The organism is Streptomyces sp. NPDC049687, from assembly GCF_044465285.1.
Taxonomy (GTDB): Bacteria; Actinomycetota; Actinomycetes; order Streptomycetales; family Streptomycetaceae; genus Streptomyces.
Map to the genome: position 1 here is coordinate 29,268 of NZ_JBITLN010000005.1, position 14,780 is coordinate 44,047.

Below are 14,780 nucleotides of genomic sequence, written 5' to 3' on the forward strand. Positions count from 1 at the left end.
ACATCACCGTCGTCCACCTCATGCGGCACGGTGAGGTCGCCAACCCCGACGGGGTCCTGTACGGCCGTCTCGGCGGCTACCACCTCTCCGAGCTCGGCCGGCAGATGGCCGACCGGGTCGCCGAGCATCTCGCCTCCCGCGATGTGACGTACGTCGTCGCCTCGCCGCTGGAGCGGGCGCAGGAGACGGCGACGCCGATCGCGAAGGCGCACGGGCTCGACCTCGCCACCGACGAGCGGCTCATCGAGGCCGAGAACGTCTTCCAGGGCAAGACCTTCGGGGTGGGGGACGGGGCGCTCAAGAAGCCGGCGAACTGGAAGCACCTGGTCAACCCGTTCAAGCCGTCCTGGGGCGAGCCGTACGTCGACCAGGTCGTGCGGATGAAGGGGGCGCTGGACGCGGCCAGGGACATGGCCCGTGGGCACGAGGCCGTGCTGGTCAGCCACCAGCTGCCGATCTGGATCGTGCGGTCCTACGTCGAGCGGCGCCGGCTGTGGCACGACCCGCGCAAGCGGCAGTGCACGCTCGCCTCGCTGACGACCTTCACCTACCGGGGCGACAAGATCGTCTCCGTCGGTTACAGCGAGCCCGCCATCGACCTCGTGCCGCCCCATCTCCGCGCCGGCGCCAAGCCGGCCAAGGGGGCGGGCCAGGGCAAGGCCTTCGGCGCGTGACGGACGGACCCGTGAGCCCGAAGAGCCCGTAAGCCCTTTCTAGTTGCCTCTGTTCGCGTCTGTTACGGAATCCGGAAGTACTGGCGGAACCTCCTCGTTCGTCGCGTCCTCTGAATGGGTGACCACCAGGGAACGTGACGAACGGGGTTGCCATGCGCGCCATCACCCGAAGGGGAGCACTCGGACTCGGTGCCGGGGCGGCCGCCACTGCCGGACTCGTGGGCTGCGGCAGCCTCACCGGCCCGGACCCGACCCCCGCCGGTGGTTCCGGCGGATCCCGGAAGAAAAGCTCCAGCAGCCCCAAGGCCACCGCCCGCCCCCTCGGCGACGGCTCCACCTCCTTCACCGGCAGGCAGCCCCACCAGCCGACCAAGCCCGAGCCGCTGGAGCCCGGCCAGGAGCCCCCGCAGTTCGTCGTCTTCTCCTGGGACGGGGCCGGCGAGGTCGGCAACGGTCTCTTCCCGCGCTTCCTGGACCTCGCCAAGGAACACGGCGCGGCCATGACCTTCTTCCTCTCCGGGCTCTATGTGCTGCCCGAGTCGAAGAAGCGGCTCTACGACCCCCCGAACAACCCGCGCGGTGCCTCCGACATCGGCTACCTCACCGACGAGCACGTACGGATGACGCTCACCAACGTCCGCCGGGCCTGGCTCGAAGGGCACGAGATAGGCACCCACTTCAACGGGCACTTCTGTGGCGGGAGCGGCAGCGTCGGCAACTGGACGCCCGCGCAGTGGCGCAGCGAGATCGACCAGGCGAAGTCCTTCGTCAAGGAGTGGCGGACCAACACCGGCTGGACCGACCTGCCCGCCCTGCCCTTCGACTACGACAAGGAACTCGTCGGCGGCCGCACGCCCTGTCTCCTCGGCCAGGGCAACCTGCTGCCCACCGCCCGCGCCCTCGGCTGGCGCTACGACGCCTCCTCGCCGGGCGGGCGTCAGGTGTGGCCGCAGAAGAAGCAGGGGCTCTGGGACCTGCCCTTGCAGCAGATACCTTTCCCCGGACGCAGTTTCGAAGTCCTCTCCATGGACTACAACATGCTCGCCAACCAGTCGATCAACTCGACCAACGCCCCCCGCCACAACTACCCGGGCTGGCGTCGGCAGTCCGCCAAAGCGTATATATCCGGCTTCCAGCGGGCATACGAGACAAACCGCGCCCCCTTCTTCGTCGGCAACCACTTCGAGCAGTGGAACGGCGGCATCTACATGGACGCCGTCGAGGAGGCGTTCAAGCACATCGCCCGCGAGAAGGAGAAGGGCGGGGACGTACGCCTGGTCTCCTTCCGCCAGTTCGTGGACTGGATCGACGTACAGAAGCCGGAGATCCTCGACAAGCTGCGCACGCTGGATGTCGGCCAGCAGCCGGCCGGCGGCTGGAAGCGGTTCCTGGCAGAGGTCCCCACACCCTCCAAAACCGCCGCCTGAAATGCGGGTTTCCGCCCGCAAGGGGGGTGCGCAAGATCCCCAGAACGGGCATGCGAAACTTTTCACATGAGTGCCAGCCGCACCCCAGTGTCCGTCGCCGTCGCCGCCGCGGCGACACTGCTGCTGTCCGCCTGCACCTCGGGAGGCGTCTCGGGCGGCGGCGGTGACACCAACTTCATCATGGGCAAGGACGGCATCTCCACCGTCGAGAAGGGCAAGCGCGACCCGGCGCCCGACCTGTCCGGCAAGACCATCGACGACCAGCAGCTCTCGCTCTCCTCCTACAAGGGCAAGGTCGTCGTCCTGAACGTGTGGGGGTCCTGGTGCTCCCCCTGCCGCGCCGAGGCTCCCAACCTCGAGAAGGTCGCCAAGGATCTCCAGCCGCAGGGCGTGCAGTTCGTCGGCATCAACGTCGCCGACCCCCAGGTCAGGAGCGCCCGCGCCTTCGAGGAGCAGTACGGCGTCACCTACCCCAGCCTGTACGACCCGAGCAGCAAACTGATGCTCCGTTTCAAGAAGGGCACGCTCAACCCGCAGGCCATCCCCTCCACTCTGGTCATAGACCGGGAGGGGAAGATCGCCGCCCGCTCGCTGGCCGGGCTCAGCGAGGCGAAGCTGCGCAAGATGATCGCCCCGGTCCTCGCGGAGAAGTGACGTGAGCGCGCTCACCACGCTCGCCGCGGCGGACGGCTACAACGACACGGTCCTCAACGGCGCCCTGCTCCTCGCCCTGCCGGTCGCCCTGCTCGGCGGTCTCGTCTCCTTCTTCTCGCCCTGCGTCCTGCCGCTCGTCCCCGGCTACCTGTCGTACGTCACCGGTGTGACCGGCAGCGACCTGGCCGAGGCCCGGCGCGGCCGGATGGTCGCCGGCGCCTCCCTGTTCGTCCTCGGCTTCACCGCCGTGTTCGTCTCCAGCGGTGCCCTGTTCGGCTACTTCGGCCAGACGCTCCAGGAGAACCAGGGCGTCCTGTCCAAGGTGCTGGGCGTGCTCATGATCCTCATGGGGGTCTTCTTCATGGGCCTGATGCCCTGGATGACCGCCCGGGAGTTCCGCTTCCACAGGAGGCCCGCCACGGGGCTCGTCGGCGCCCCGCTGCTCGGCGCCCTGTTCGGCATCGGCTGGACCCCGTGCATCGGCCCCACCCTCGCCTCCGTGATCGCCCTCTCCTCCCAGCAGGGGAGCGCCGGCCGCGGTGCCATACTGACCGTCGCCTACTGCCTCGGGCTCGGCGTGCCGTTCGTGCTGGCCGCGGTCGCCTTCCGCAAGGCGCTCGGCGCCTTCGGCTGGGTCAAGCGTCACTACGTCTGGGTGATGCGGATCGGCGGCACGATGATGATCGTGACCGGTCTGCTGCTGCTGACCGGTGCGTGGGACCGAATCGTGCAGGACATGCAGTCCTGGTCCGCCGGCTTCACTGTGGGGATCTGATCCATGAGCAAGACCACGACCACCGGTGAGACGCCGGCCACCTCCGAGGACCGGGATCTCGGCGCCGCCGGCTCCCAGTTGTCCACCGCGCCCGTGGAGACGCTGTCCAACGGACCCGCGCTCGGTGTCATCGGCTGGGCCCGCTGGTTCTGGCGCCAGCTGACCTCCATGCGGGTCGCGCTGCTCCTGCTGCTGCTGGTGGCGCTCGGCGCGATCCCCGGCTCGCTGATCCCGCAGTCCGGCAACGACGCCACGAAAGTCGCCGACTTCCGCGAGGCCCACCAGACCCTCGCCCCGGTCTACGACAGGCTCGGCCTCTTCCACGTCTACAGCTCGGTGTGGTTCTCCGCGGTCTACATCCTGCTGTTCGTCTCCCTCATCGGCTGCATCGTCCCCCGCACCTGGCAGTTCACGGGCCAGCTGCGCGGCCGCCCGCCGGCCGCGCCGAGGCGCCTGACCCGGCTGCCGGCCCACACGACCTGGCGTACCGGGGCCGAGCCGGAGCAGGTCCGCGAGGCCGCGCTCGTCCTCCTGAGGAAGCGCCGCTTCCGCGCCGACCTCACCGGGGACGCCGTCGCCGCCGAGAAGGGCTATCTGCGCGAGGTCGGCAACCTCGCCTTCCACATCGCCCTCATCGTGCTGCTGGTCGCCTTCGCCTGGGGCCAGCTCTTCAAGTCCGAGGGCAACAAGCTCCTGGTCGAGGGCAACGGGTTCTCCAACACCCTGATCTCCTACGACGACTTCAAGTCCGGCAACCTCTTCGACATCGGCGACCTGAACCCGTTCAGCTTCACCCTGGACAAGTTCACCGGCACGTACGAGACCTCCGGCCCCAACACGGGCACCCCGCGCACCTACGAGGCGGCCCTCACCTACAGCGTCGGCGCGTACGGCAAGGACAAGAAGACCACCGTCCAGGTCAACCACCCGCTGGAGATCGACGACTCGAAGATCTACCTCACCGCCCACGGCTACGCGCCCGTGATCACCGTCCGCGACGGCAAGGGCAACGTCGTCTTCCACGACGCCGTCCCGCTGCTGCCGCTCGACTCCAACGTCACCTCCACCGGTGTGATCAAGGTCCTGGACGGTTACCGGAACGCCAGGGGCGTCACAGAGCAGCTGGGCGTCTCGGCCTTCTTCCTGCCGTCGTACACGCCGGGCAGCGAGACCGCCTCCACGTTCCCCGCGCTGCGCAACCCGGTGCTGAACCTGGCGCCGTACCACGGCGACCTGGGCGTCAACTCGGGCATCCCGCAGAGCGTTTACCAGCTCGACAAGACGCATGTGAAGGCGTTCAAGGACGCCAAGGGCGCGCAGCTGCGGGAGAACCTGAGGCCCGGTGAGACCATGAAGCTCCCGGACGGGGCCGGCTCGATCACCTACGAGAGCACCAAGCAGTGGGCGAACTTCCAGATCACCCAGCAGCCCGCCGGCGGCTGGGCGCTGACCGGCGCGCTCACCGCGATCTTCGGCCTGGCCGCCTCCCTGTTCATCCAGCGCCGCCGGGTGTGGGTGCGCGCGGTGAAGGGCGCCGACGGCGTCACGGTCGTCGAGATGGCCGGCCTCGGCCGCAGCGAGTCGGCCAAGGTGCCCGAGGAACTCGGCGAACTCGCCGGGATCCTGTACGACCAGGCTCCCGGGGCCCCCGACCCCGAGAACGACTCCGATTCCCCCGACCTCCAAGTCGTACCTGCCGAAAAAGAGGCTGAGCAGTGACTCTCGCCGCCGCAACCGAGTTGGCCACCGCCACCAACGAACACCTCGCGAGCATCAGCAACACGCTGATCTACTCCGCGATGGCCGTCTACACCCTGGCCTTCTTCGCGTACATCGCCGAATGGCTCTTCGGCAGCCGCAGCAGGGTCGGCCGGACCGCCGCCGCGCTCACGGCCGACGCGAAGGCCAAGGCCGAGGGCCCGGCCGTCACCGTGAAGAAGGGCGGCTCCACCGCCGTACTGGAGCGGCCGCAGGTCGTCGTGCGGTCCGCCGCCGGCGCGCGGGACGTGCCCGACGGGCCGGGTGCGCACGGCGGGGACGAGCAGGGCGACATGTACGGCCGGATCGCCATCTCCCTCACGGTGCTGGCGTTCCTGGTCGAGCTGGGCGGGGTCGTCGCCCGCGCGGCCTCGGTGGGGCGGGCGCCCTGGGGCAACATGTACGAGTTCAACCTCACCTTCTCCACGGTGGCCGTCGGCGTGTACCTCGCGCTGCTGGCGCTGAAGAAGAACGTGCGCTGGCTCGGCCTGTTCCTGATCACCACGGTCCTGCTCGACCTGGGCCTCGCGGTCACCGTGCTGTACACGGCGAGCGACCAGCTGGTGCCGGCGCTGCACTCGTACTGGCTGTACATCCACGTCTCCACCGCGATCTTCTGTGGCGCGGTGTTCTACGTCGGCGCGGTCGCCACGATCCTGTACCTCTTCAAGGACGCGTACGAGAACAAGCTCGCGACCGGCGGCAAGCCCGGCACGTTCGCGAACTCGGTGCTCGACCGGCTGCCCGCCTCGGCCTCCCTCGACAAGTTCGCGTACCGGGTGAACGCGGCGGTCTTCCCGCTGTGGACCTTCACGATCATCGCGGGCGCGATCTGGGCGGGCGACGCCTGGGGCCGCTACTGGGGCTGGGACCCCAAGGAGACCTGGTCGTTCATCACCTGGGTCGCCTACGCCTGCTACCTGCACGCCCGCGCCACGGCCGGCTGGAAGGGCCGCAAGGCCGCCTACCTGGCCCTGATCGCCTTCGGCTGCTGGCTGTTCAACTACTACGGCGTCAACATCTTCGTCTCCGGCAAGCACTCCTACGCCGGCGTGTGACCCGCCCGCGGTGAAGGCCGGTTCCCTGTGACCTGAGTCACGGGAACCGGCCTTCGTCGCGCGGACAGGAAGAGGGGCGTGGAGACGAATCTGCGAAGACGCATCCGCGCGGGGGAACCTCGGGGCCCGGTCGGGCCAGAAGGGCCGGAGGCCGTAACCGTGCGAAACCGGCTCGCGCGGGCCACCCTGGTGTCATGCACCTCCTGGTACGGCTTCCGGTCCCCATGGAGGCGGTCTGGCCGGCGGTGAGCACGCCGGACGGGCTGGCCGCCTGGTGGACCGGGGTGGAGCTGCTCGAACCCCGGCTCGGTGGCGTGGTCGTGCTGCGCGGGCCGGGGGAGGGTCAGGTCACCGCCTGGGACGTGGACCGGGTCGCCGAGTACACCTTCCCGGCCATCGGCCGCGTCCGCTTCCATCTGGAGCGGGACGGGGACGACGCGTCCGTCCTGCGTTTCACGCACGAGTTCCAGGGCGAGGGCGAACGGGAATCCGACTGGCGGGCCCGGTTCGAACGTCTGATCGCGGTGCTGCGCGCCTGAGGGAAATCCCGGAAGTCACCGCAAACGGGACGACGACAGGATCGACAGCAGGTGGGCCGGGACCATCAGCCAGGTGATGACGGCGATGGCGGCGAGCGTCCAGCGGGTCGGCTCGACACCCCCGGTCGCGGCGTCGGCGAACGCGACGACGAGGAGGACCAGGGAGGCCTCGATGCCGTTGGTCACCCGGTGGATCTTGAAGGCTGCGGCGAGCCTGCGCACCGAGGCCACGCCCTGCGAGCGGGGCGCGGCGGCCTCGTCGTCGGCGACGGCCAGCCCGCGCCGGGCCCGGGCCACGTCCACCAGGTCGGTGGACGCCTTCAGCAGCACGACCCCGAGGGCGGTCGCGAGCCCCAGCGACACCCAGCCGTTGAAGCCCGCCCAGCCGCCGATACCGGACTGCGCCGCCCGGAAGCCGAACCCGATCATCAGCGCCGCGTCCGCCAGATAGGCGCCGAGCCGGTCGACGTAGATCCCGGTCGCGCTGTTCTGCCCCTTCCAGCGGGCGACCTCACCGTCGACGCAGTCGAACAGCAGGAACAGCTGCATGAGGAGGGCGGCGAGGACGGCCCCCGCCACCCCCGGTATCAGCAGCGCGGCCCCCGACAGCACCCCGCACACCACCATCGTCCAGGTCAGCTGGTCGGGGGTGACCGGGGTGCGCACCAGCTGGCGGGTGAACCGCAGCGAGACGCGCCGCATGTACAGCCGCCCAGCCCAGTGCTCACCGTTCCGGCTCGCCAGCTTGGCCTGCGGCTGGCAGACCTCCCGCAGCTCCTCCAGCACCGGAGCAGCAACCATGACCGTTCCTCCCACGCACCCAGGGCCCAACTGCCGCGTGCGCGGCGGTGATCGGCACAGGTTACCTGCCGGGCGCCGGGACATTTTCCGGGGGATTTCGACAGGGCTGGACGGCCCCGCCCGCGTCAGGCTGCGCTGACGCCCACGAGACGGACCGCGCCCGCCGTCCCCCGCACCACCCGGTGCGCGCAGGTCGCCGCCAGGAGCTCGCCCAGCAGGTCCGGGTCGCCGATCTCCAGGCCGAGGAGGGACTCGATCCGTTCCAGGCGCTGGTAGAGGGACTGGCGGCCGATGTGCAGCAACGCCGCCGTACGCGTGGGCGAGCAACCGTTGCGCAGATGGACCTCCAGGGTGCGGACCAGGTCGCTGGCATGGGCCGCCTCCCACTCCAGGAGGGGGCCCAGCGCGTGCTGGACCATGCCCGCGAGCCGCTCCCGGTTGGCGTCCACCCCGCCCCGGGTCAGCTCCCGCTCCAGGGCGAAGGCGCGGGAGGAGGTCACCAGGGGGCCGTCCGGCGCGGCGGGCTCGGCGGCGGGCACGGTCAGCGCCAGTTCCAGGGTCGTACGGGCCGCGCGCAGGGTCTCGCTCCAGCGCAGCCAGCCGCCGCCGGCCGCGACCACGTGCCCCACGGCGACCGTCAGCCCGGGCTCGGCGGCCGCCCGGAATGCCTCCTGGACGACGCGCACCGGATCCCCGGCCCGGCTCCCGGACAGCGCGAGCAGGGCGAGGACGTCCCCGGGAAAGGCGGCCCGCAGCACCCCGCCGCCTCCCAGCAGCCGTACGGCCCGGTCGACCGTCCCCACCTCGCGCGTGCCGTGTACGGAGACACCGATCAGCCGCGCCCCCGGCCCCGGATGGAACCCGGCGAGGGCCGCCCGCGCCTCCACCTCCGGCTGGTTCAGCGCGGCCCGGTCGGCGAGGTCGGCCAGCAGGGCCGCCGTGTGGTCGTCACCCCACGGCCGGGTCACGGAACGCCCCGACAGGCCCCGGGCCACGATCGCCCGGTTCGCGGCCTCGGTGATCCGTACGAAGGGCACGACCCGGTGCATGGCCAGCAGCGGCAGCTCGAGCCGGCGGGCCTCGTCGATCACCTCGGCCGGCATGCTCGGCAGGGACCGCCCCACCTCCACCGCGAGCCCGGCGGCTCCCCGCGCGGCCAGCTCGCGCACGTACCGCCGCCGGACCTCGTCGTCCGCGTCCGTCAGCCCGAAACCGTTGGTGAGCAGCAGCTCTCCGCCGTCGAGGAAGTTGGCGCCCTCGTAGACCTCGCTGGAGTGGACCCAGCGGACGGGACGGTCGAGTCCGGCGGCGCCGGCGAGCAGCTCGGGTTCGCTGGCCCGCACCGGGTCGAGGGCCAGGACTTCGCGGAGGGTGAGTGCGGGCACGGGGACCTCCAGGGCGCTGACAGTTCCGTTGAGGGTTCCGCTGACAGAACGTCCGGCTGCGGGCTGCCCGGAGAGTACTTTCCGCACGTTGCCCAGGTGTTTCGGTCAGAGCAGAGTGAGGTCATGGACTCTGTGGATCAGACGACCGCCCGCGCCTGGCTCGCCACGGCCGTCGCCGAGGCCCGTGCCGGGCTGGCCGAGGGCGGCATCCCGATCGGCGCCGCCCTCTACGGCGCCGACGGCCGCCTGCTCGGCCGCGGACACAACCGGCGCGTCCAGGACGACGACCCCTCCATGCACGCGGAGACGGCAGCGTTCCGCGCGGCGGGCCGGCAGCGGTCGTACCGCGGCACGACGATGGTCACGACCCTCTCACCGTGCTGGTACTGCTCGGGCCTGGTCCGCCAGTTCGGCATCTCGAGGGTCGTCGTGGGCGAGGCCGTCACCTTCCACGGCGGGCACGACTGGCTGGCGCGGCACGGCGTGGAGATCGTGCTCCTGGACGACCCCGAGTGCGTCGCCCTGATGGGCGACTTCATCGAGAAGAACCCGGCTCTGTGGAACGAGGACATCGGTGAGTAAGCCACGAATCCCCACGATCGACCTCGCGCCCTGGCGCGACGGCGACGCCGAGACCCGCGCCGGTATCGCCCGTACCGTCGACGAGGCTCTGCAGACGGCCGGTTTCCTGCTGGTCACCGGGCACGGCGTGGACCCCGCCCTGCGGTCCCGGATCCGTTCGGCCGCGCGGGCCTTCTTCGGCCTCCCCGTCGAGGTCAAGCAGCCGTACGCGGTGAAGGTCGGCGGCCGCGGCTGGCTCGGCCCCGGCGCGGAGGCCAACGGCTACTCGGAGGGGACCGAGACCCCGCCCGACCTGAAGGAGTCGCTCACCTTCGCCACCCACGAGCCCTTCGACGACCCGGTGATCAACGCGGAGTGGTACGCGCCGAACGTGTGGCCCGCGGAGGTGCCCGAGCTGGAAGTGCTCTGCGCGGAGTACCTGGAGAAGATGGGCGAGCTGGAGAAACAGCTGCTCTCGCTGCTCGGTGAGGCCCTCGGCCTCGAACCGGACTTCTTCTCCCGCCACATGGACCACCCCACCTACGGCTTCAACATCAACTGGTATCCGGGGACGGACGTCGTCGGGGAGCCCGAGCCCGGCCAGTTCCGCATCGGCCCGCACACCGACTTCGGGACGGTGACGATCCTCGACCGGCAGGCCGGCAAGGGCGGGCTCCAGGTCTGGACGGACGCGGGCGGCTGGGAGGACGCGCCCTTCGACCCGGCGGCGTTCACCATCAACATCGGTGACCTGATGGCCCGTTGGACGGGGGACCGGTGGCGGTCGGGTCGGCACCGGGTGCTCCCGCCTCCGGCCGACGAGCCCGCGGAGGAGCTGATGTCCCTCGTCTACTTCGGCGAGTGCACCCCGGGGACGACCGTGGAGTCCGTGCCCGCGCCGGTGGGACGGGTGGCGTACGAGCCGGTCGACTCGCACGCCTACCTGCGGGGCAAGCTGGACTCCATCACCGTGCAATAGGTGTGCCGCCCTCAGCGGGCCACCGGCTCGACCACACGCGTGGTCGACGCCACCCCCGGCAGGGCGCGCTTTCCGGTGAGGACGCCCTCGCCGCCGCTGTCACCCTCGAGGTACTTCTCGAAGAACGCGGTGGCGTACGCGGTGAGCGCGTTCTGCTGGGTCGCGGGGGCCAGTTCGCGGTCGGGGCAGGTGCTGTCGTCCTCGCCCAGCGAGGCCGGCGGGGTCCACCGCGTGTTGAAGTAGTTGTGGTTCGCGTCGCGCAGCGAGACGGAGTACGCCGGCTCCTCGGTGCGCCCCTCGGCGTCGTCCAGGTACTCCTGGCCCTTCTCCCCGACGGCACCGTCGCAGCCGGAGGTCACCACGGCGACCGGCGTCCGTGTGACGAGCGTGTCGCTGTCGTCCCCCTCCGGGTCGTCGAACTTCACCGGCGCCAGCGCCAGGACGGCCCCGACCCGGACACCGGCGGGAACCTCGCCGCGGTGCTTGTCCGACGCCTGCCACATCACCGCCTTGCCGCCCCGGGAGTGCCCGAGGGTCCCGACGCGCCGCATGTCCACGTGTCCGCGCAGCGCGGGGAGCCGCTTGGCGAGGGCCCCGCCGCCCTGCGCCAGCCGCTGCCACAGCCGCAGGTGTTCGTTGATCAGCCGGGCGCGGTCCCCGTAGTCGAACGACGTCATGTTGATGCCGTCCGCGCTCAGCGACACGACGACGAAACCTCGTTCGGCGAGGCTCTCCGCCAGGTACTCGTAGCCCCGGTAGCTGGGGTACGGCCTTCCCTTGTCGCAGGGCCAGGCCTCGGCCGAGGGGTCGGTGCAGGCGTACCAGGAGCCGTGCGACAGCACCACCAGCGGCAGCCGGCCGCTCACGCGCGCGGGGCGGTGGACGACCGCGCGCACCTCGCTGACCGTGCCCGTCTCCGGGTCGGTGAACGCCGAGTCCCCCAGGTCGTAGGACTCGGTCACGGCGGACGCGGCACCGCTGCCCGCGGCGACCGCACCGTCCGTGCCGCTCAGGGCCGCCCCCAGCAGCAGGGCGGCGACCAGGGCGGCCGCGCCCGTCAGCGAGCCACGCGTCCTGAGCTTCCTGTGCCCCGTGTGCTTCCTGCGCTTGATGTGCTTCACATGTACGGAGACGCCGCAGGGGGTACGTCGGTTGGAATTCGATTCGCGCTCCGGGCGCGGGACCCCAGGCGGCCCGGTGAACGTCGTTCACCGGGCCGCCTGGGGAGCGTTCGTCGCGTCCGTCCGCGCCGGAGGCTAGGGCGTGTTTCGAAAGTGGCGTCGTCCGCCCGGAGGGCGGGGCCCGCGGCGTCTGGTGCGGTGCATCGCAAGGCGGAGGGTCGTCCGCGTACCGGGCCGTACGCGGGCGATCCCGACAACGCGGCGAGGCGCCGTGCTGGTGTAGGGCTTGAGGTAGGCCCACTCGTCAAGCAGGGTGCGGTTGAAGCGTTCGACCTTGCCGTTGGTCTGCGGCCGGTAGGCGCGGGTGAGCTTTCGGCTCGCGCCGAGGTCGGCGAGTGCCTGCTGCCAGGCGAAGCTCTTGCGGTAGGGCCAAGCGTTGTCGGTCAGGACCCGCTCGATGCGGGTGATGCCCGTGGTGTGGAAGAAGGCTGCGGCCCGGCGGAGAAAGGCTGCGCAGGTGGCGGCTTTCTCGTCGGCGTGGATCTCGCTGTAGGCGAGACGGCTGTGGTCGTCGACGGCGGAGTGGATGTAGTCGAAGCCCATCGCGCTGCGGGTGGCCCGGCCCGCTTGTCGGCCAAGGACCTTGTGGCCGCCGCCGTCGGGGATGCGGCCGAGTTTCTTGACGTCGACGTGGAGGAGTTCGCCGGGCCGGTCGCGTTCGTAGCGGCGGATGACTTGTCCGGTGGGCCTGTCCAGGTGCGCAAGCCGGTTCAGGCCGTGGCGGGTGAGGATGCGGTGCACGGTGGAGGCGGGCAGGCCCAGGACCGGGCCGAGGCGGGCGGGGCCAGCCCGGCCAGGACAGTCCGCAGCCGGTCCATGTCGATCCGGCCGTGGTTCAGGCCGCCGTACATCGCTCCGTGCCCACGTCGGTGCTCGGGCAGCAGCGTCAGGTCGACCGGGGACCTCACCGCCCGCTCCGCGCACAGCACCGCGTCCACCAGCTCGAACAACTCATCGCGCCGGGCGGTCAGACACTCGTAGAACTCGCCCCGGAAGCGTGACGCTTCCGCGAACGCTTCCCTCCGGACAGCGTCAGACAGCAGACTCACCCTCACGGCCTTCGTCTTGATCGGTGCACCTTGGTCGGAGCACAGGATCAGACCAAGGCGCCCGCCCCCACGTCCGGCGAATCCCCAGGTGAGCGACCCAGTTCGAGCCGTCGTTCGAGGCCGGAAGAAAAAACAAGCTCAGAAAACCGCGCGAACCGACCAGAGCTGCTTCTTGTCGGGGGCGCAGACCTCCGTGGTGACGAGCCGGGAGCCCGGGACAGGGCCGGGCTTATCGCCCGACGACAGGCAGTAAGGGAAACCCCGGAGCCTGATCACTACGCCGCCGGGGTGCGACTCATGGACCCACTTCTCGGTGTCAAGGGTCGAGCAGGGGTACGTCCCGACGTCCCCGCCCCACGATGACTGGTTGAGGCACTCTCCGGTTGCCACGTTGGATCGGCGGTCTCCGGCGCGCTCGGCCCAAAGCTGGCCGGTGCCGTTGTTCCTGGGGTACGTGTAAACGTTGCGGCCGGAGTCGGCATCGAGAAACAGGCCGTTGTAGTTGTTCCAGATCTCCCACACAATGCCCTGGGCTGCCACGGTGGACTGGGGTGCCGCCTGCGCACTGGGAGCGTTGGCGACGGTCAAACCGGCCACAGCCAGTACACCGGTCAAACCGGCCAGGATCTTCCTCAAGGGCTTCTTCACCAGGTTCTCTCCTGCTCTGCAACTTGAGTGGACCGAGCGAGCACCGTTGATCGCGTGTTGACGCCGGGTCTTCGGCTCGGTGAGGCCACCTACCGCTACGACGAGGATCCGTTTCTGGTTCACACCCGTGGACGAGGTCTAATCCTGCGCGTACCGCTCCATGTACGGATTCGTACGAACGGGCGCGTGCGGCTCGGCGGCCCTCTCCTCCTGAACAACTCAGAATCGAAGCTTTAAGCTTGTTCTGTTTCTTCCGGCCTCGAACGACGGCTCGAACTGGGTCGCTCACCTGGGGATTCGCCGGACGTGGGGGCGGGCGCCTTGGTCTGATCCTGTGCTCCGACCAAGGTGCACCGATCAAGACGAAGGCCGTGAGGGTGAGTCTGCTGTCCTAGGGGCCGGGGCGCACCCGCGCGTGGGGCGATTTCCCGGCGGGCGTGCGTGACTCTTGACCGGGAGGCCGCCCCTGGCCTCATATGAGACCGGTAGCCGGGATCCGTTCCCAGGGGGTCGCCGTCAGGCGGGAGGCTCGCTGTGCGAGAGAGGCGTACGGTCCAGGAGGCCGGCCGGGCCCGGGAGTTCGAGGCGTTCGTGGCCGGCGCGGGCGGACGGCTGCTGCAGGCCGCCACGCTGCTGACGGCGGAGGCCCCGGACGACAACCCGCGCGCGCGGCGCCTTCTGACCCGCGCCCTCGCGCACACGTACGCGTGCTGGGGCCGACTGCGGGGCGAGGACCCGTACAACCACGCCCGTGAGTGTCTGGCCGTCCGCTTCGCGCGCGGGACATGGCACCCGTACGCCGGGCTGCCGTTCGGACGTGCCCGCACGCGTCCCGCCGGCCCGCTGGCCGTGCTCTCCCCGCAGCAGCGGCTCGTCCTGGTCCTGAGGCTCTACGAGGGTGTCGCCGAGGAACAGGTGGCGGCGCTGCTCGGGCTGCCCGCGGAACGCGTCCACCTGATCTGCGACCGCGCGACGGCGGCCCTCCTGCGGCCGCCGCACGGCACGGCTCCCGCGCGTCTGCGGGCGAAGGCGGCGGCATCGTGAACCGGACCGAGCGGGAGGCCGTCGTACGGCAGATGATGGAGCGGACCACGCCGCACGTACCGGCGGAACTCCACGCGGACGCCGTCCGTCGCGGCAGCCGCATCCTGCGGCGCCGTACGACCGCTCTGCGGCTGCTGTGGCTGCTGCTGTTCGCGGCGACCGTGGTGTTCACCGTCTGGGCGGTCACGACCCGCCCCTGGGTGGAGCCGCCGTCGGAGACGACCCCACCGCTCACTGGCTGGTGAAG

General features: G+C 70.6%; 15 protein-coding genes and 2 pseudogenes. 11 read left to right on the forward strand and 6 right to left on the reverse strand.

Annotated elements, in window-relative coordinates; all coding sequences use genetic code 11:
* Window positions 1–20 precede the first annotated feature (20 nt).
* The 7 genes from ACIBVL_RS17110 (at window position 21) to ACIBVL_RS17140 (ending at window position 6,885) form a co-directional block, all read left to right on the forward strand.
* Window positions 21–674, forward strand: coding sequence for a histidine phosphatase family protein (locus ACIBVL_RS17110; RefSeq protein ID WP_399098426.1), 654 nt, complete (start codon window positions 21–23; stop codon window positions 672–674).
* A gap of 152 nt (window positions 675–826) precedes the next feature.
* The gene (locus ACIBVL_RS17115; protein WP_399097974.1) at window positions 827–2,101 is read left to right on the forward strand and encodes a hypothetical protein; all 1,275 of its coding nucleotides are present in this window, start codon (window positions 827–829) and stop codon (window positions 2,099–2,101) included.
* Window positions 2,102–2,167: 66 nt separating this feature from the next.
* Window positions 2,168–2,755, forward strand: coding sequence for a TlpA family protein disulfide reductase (locus ACIBVL_RS17120; RefSeq protein WP_399097975.1), 588 nt, complete (start codon window positions 2,168–2,170; stop codon window positions 2,753–2,755).
* Window position 2,756: 1 nt separating this feature from the next.
* Window positions 2,757–3,530 (forward strand): cytochrome c biogenesis CcdA family protein, encoded by a 774-nt coding sequence (locus ACIBVL_RS17125; RefSeq protein WP_399097976.1) that lies wholly within the window; start codon window positions 2,757–2,759, stop codon window positions 3,528–3,530.
* A 3-nt stretch (window positions 3,531–3,533) separates the two neighbouring features.
* Complete coding sequence (locus ACIBVL_RS17130) at window positions 3,534–5,249, forward strand: cytochrome c biogenesis protein ResB (protein WP_399097977.1); 1,716 nt, start codon at window positions 3,534–3,536, stop codon at window positions 5,247–5,249.
* On the forward strand, window positions 5,246–6,346 hold the full coding sequence (gene ccsB, locus ACIBVL_RS17135) for a c-type cytochrome biogenesis protein CcsB (protein ID WP_399097978.1): 1,101 nt from the start codon (window positions 5,246–5,248) through the stop codon (window positions 6,344–6,346). The genes ACIBVL_RS17130 and ccsB overlap by 4 nt, the downstream gene beginning before the upstream one ends.
* A 194-nt stretch (window positions 6,347–6,540) precedes the next feature.
* Window positions 6,541–6,885 (forward strand): SRPBCC domain-containing protein, encoded by a 345-nt coding sequence (locus ACIBVL_RS17140; RefSeq protein WP_399097979.1) that lies wholly within the window; start codon window positions 6,541–6,543, stop codon window positions 6,883–6,885.
* A gap of 15 nt (window positions 6,886–6,900) precedes the next feature.
* Here ACIBVL_RS17140 and ACIBVL_RS17145 read toward each other — a convergent pair whose 3' ends face one another.
* Entirely contained in the window at window positions 6,901–7,686 is a 786-nt protein-coding gene (locus ACIBVL_RS17145) for a CDP-alcohol phosphatidyltransferase family protein (protein WP_399097980.1), read from the reverse strand.
* A 125-nt stretch (window positions 7,687–7,811) separates the two neighbouring features.
* Window positions 7,812–9,071, reverse strand: a complete 1,260-nt coding sequence (locus ACIBVL_RS17150; RefSeq protein ID WP_399097981.1) for a PucR family transcriptional regulator — start codon at window positions 9,069–9,071, stop codon at window positions 7,812–7,814.
* Between the two features lie 123 nt (window positions 9,072–9,194).
* Between ACIBVL_RS17150 and ACIBVL_RS17155 the strand changes: the two genes are divergently transcribed.
* Together ACIBVL_RS17155 and ACIBVL_RS17160 are read left to right on the forward strand one after the other, a co-directional pair.
* Complete coding sequence (locus tag ACIBVL_RS17155) at window positions 9,195–9,653, forward strand: nucleoside deaminase (RefSeq protein WP_399097982.1); 459 nt, start codon at window positions 9,195–9,197, stop codon at window positions 9,651–9,653.
* On the forward strand, window positions 9,646–10,611 hold the full coding sequence (locus tag ACIBVL_RS17160; protein WP_399097983.1) for an isopenicillin N synthase family dioxygenase: 966 nt from the start codon (window positions 9,646–9,648) through the stop codon (window positions 10,609–10,611). Before ACIBVL_RS17155 ends, ACIBVL_RS17160 begins: the two co-directional genes overlap by 8 nt.
* A gap of 11 nt (window positions 10,612–10,622) precedes the next feature.
* On the opposite strand, the gene ACIBVL_RS17165 is transcribed toward ACIBVL_RS17160, so the two are convergent.
* The 4 genes and pseudogenes from ACIBVL_RS17165 to ACIBVL_RS17180 form a co-directional block, all read right to left on the reverse strand.
* Complete coding sequence (locus tag ACIBVL_RS17165; protein WP_399097984.1) at window positions 10,623–11,732, reverse strand: alpha/beta hydrolase family protein; 1,110 nt, start codon at window positions 11,730–11,732, stop codon at window positions 10,623–10,625.
* 261 nt (window positions 11,733–11,993) lie between these two features.
* A pseudogene (locus ACIBVL_RS17170) lies at window positions 11,994–12,584 on the reverse strand (DDE-type integrase/transposase/recombinase); the annotation flags it as partial.
* A pseudogene (locus ACIBVL_RS17175) lies at window positions 12,569–12,841 on the reverse strand (transposase); the annotation flags it as partial. The pseudogenes ACIBVL_RS17170 and ACIBVL_RS17175, both read right to left, overlap by 16 nt.
* Window positions 12,842–12,979: 138 nt before the next feature.
* Window positions 12,980–13,489, reverse strand: coding sequence for an RICIN domain-containing protein (locus ACIBVL_RS17180; protein WP_399097985.1), 510 nt, complete (start codon window positions 13,487–13,489; stop codon window positions 12,980–12,982).
* Between the two features lie 534 nt (window positions 13,490–14,023).
* Here ACIBVL_RS17180 and ACIBVL_RS17185 point away from each other — a divergent pair.
* Window positions 14,024–14,533 (forward strand): sigma factor-like helix-turn-helix DNA-binding protein, encoded by a 510-nt coding sequence (locus ACIBVL_RS17185; protein WP_399097986.1) that lies wholly within the window; start codon window positions 14,024–14,026, stop codon window positions 14,531–14,533.
* Window positions 14,530–14,778 carry a hypothetical protein gene (locus ACIBVL_RS17190; RefSeq protein WP_399097987.1) on the forward strand — a complete coding sequence of 83 codons (249 nt, stop codon included), beginning with the start codon at window positions 14,530–14,532 and terminating at the stop codon, window positions 14,776–14,778. Before ACIBVL_RS17185 ends, ACIBVL_RS17190 begins: the two co-directional genes overlap by 4 nt.
* The last annotated feature ends 2 nt before the right edge of the window (window positions 14,779–14,780 follow it).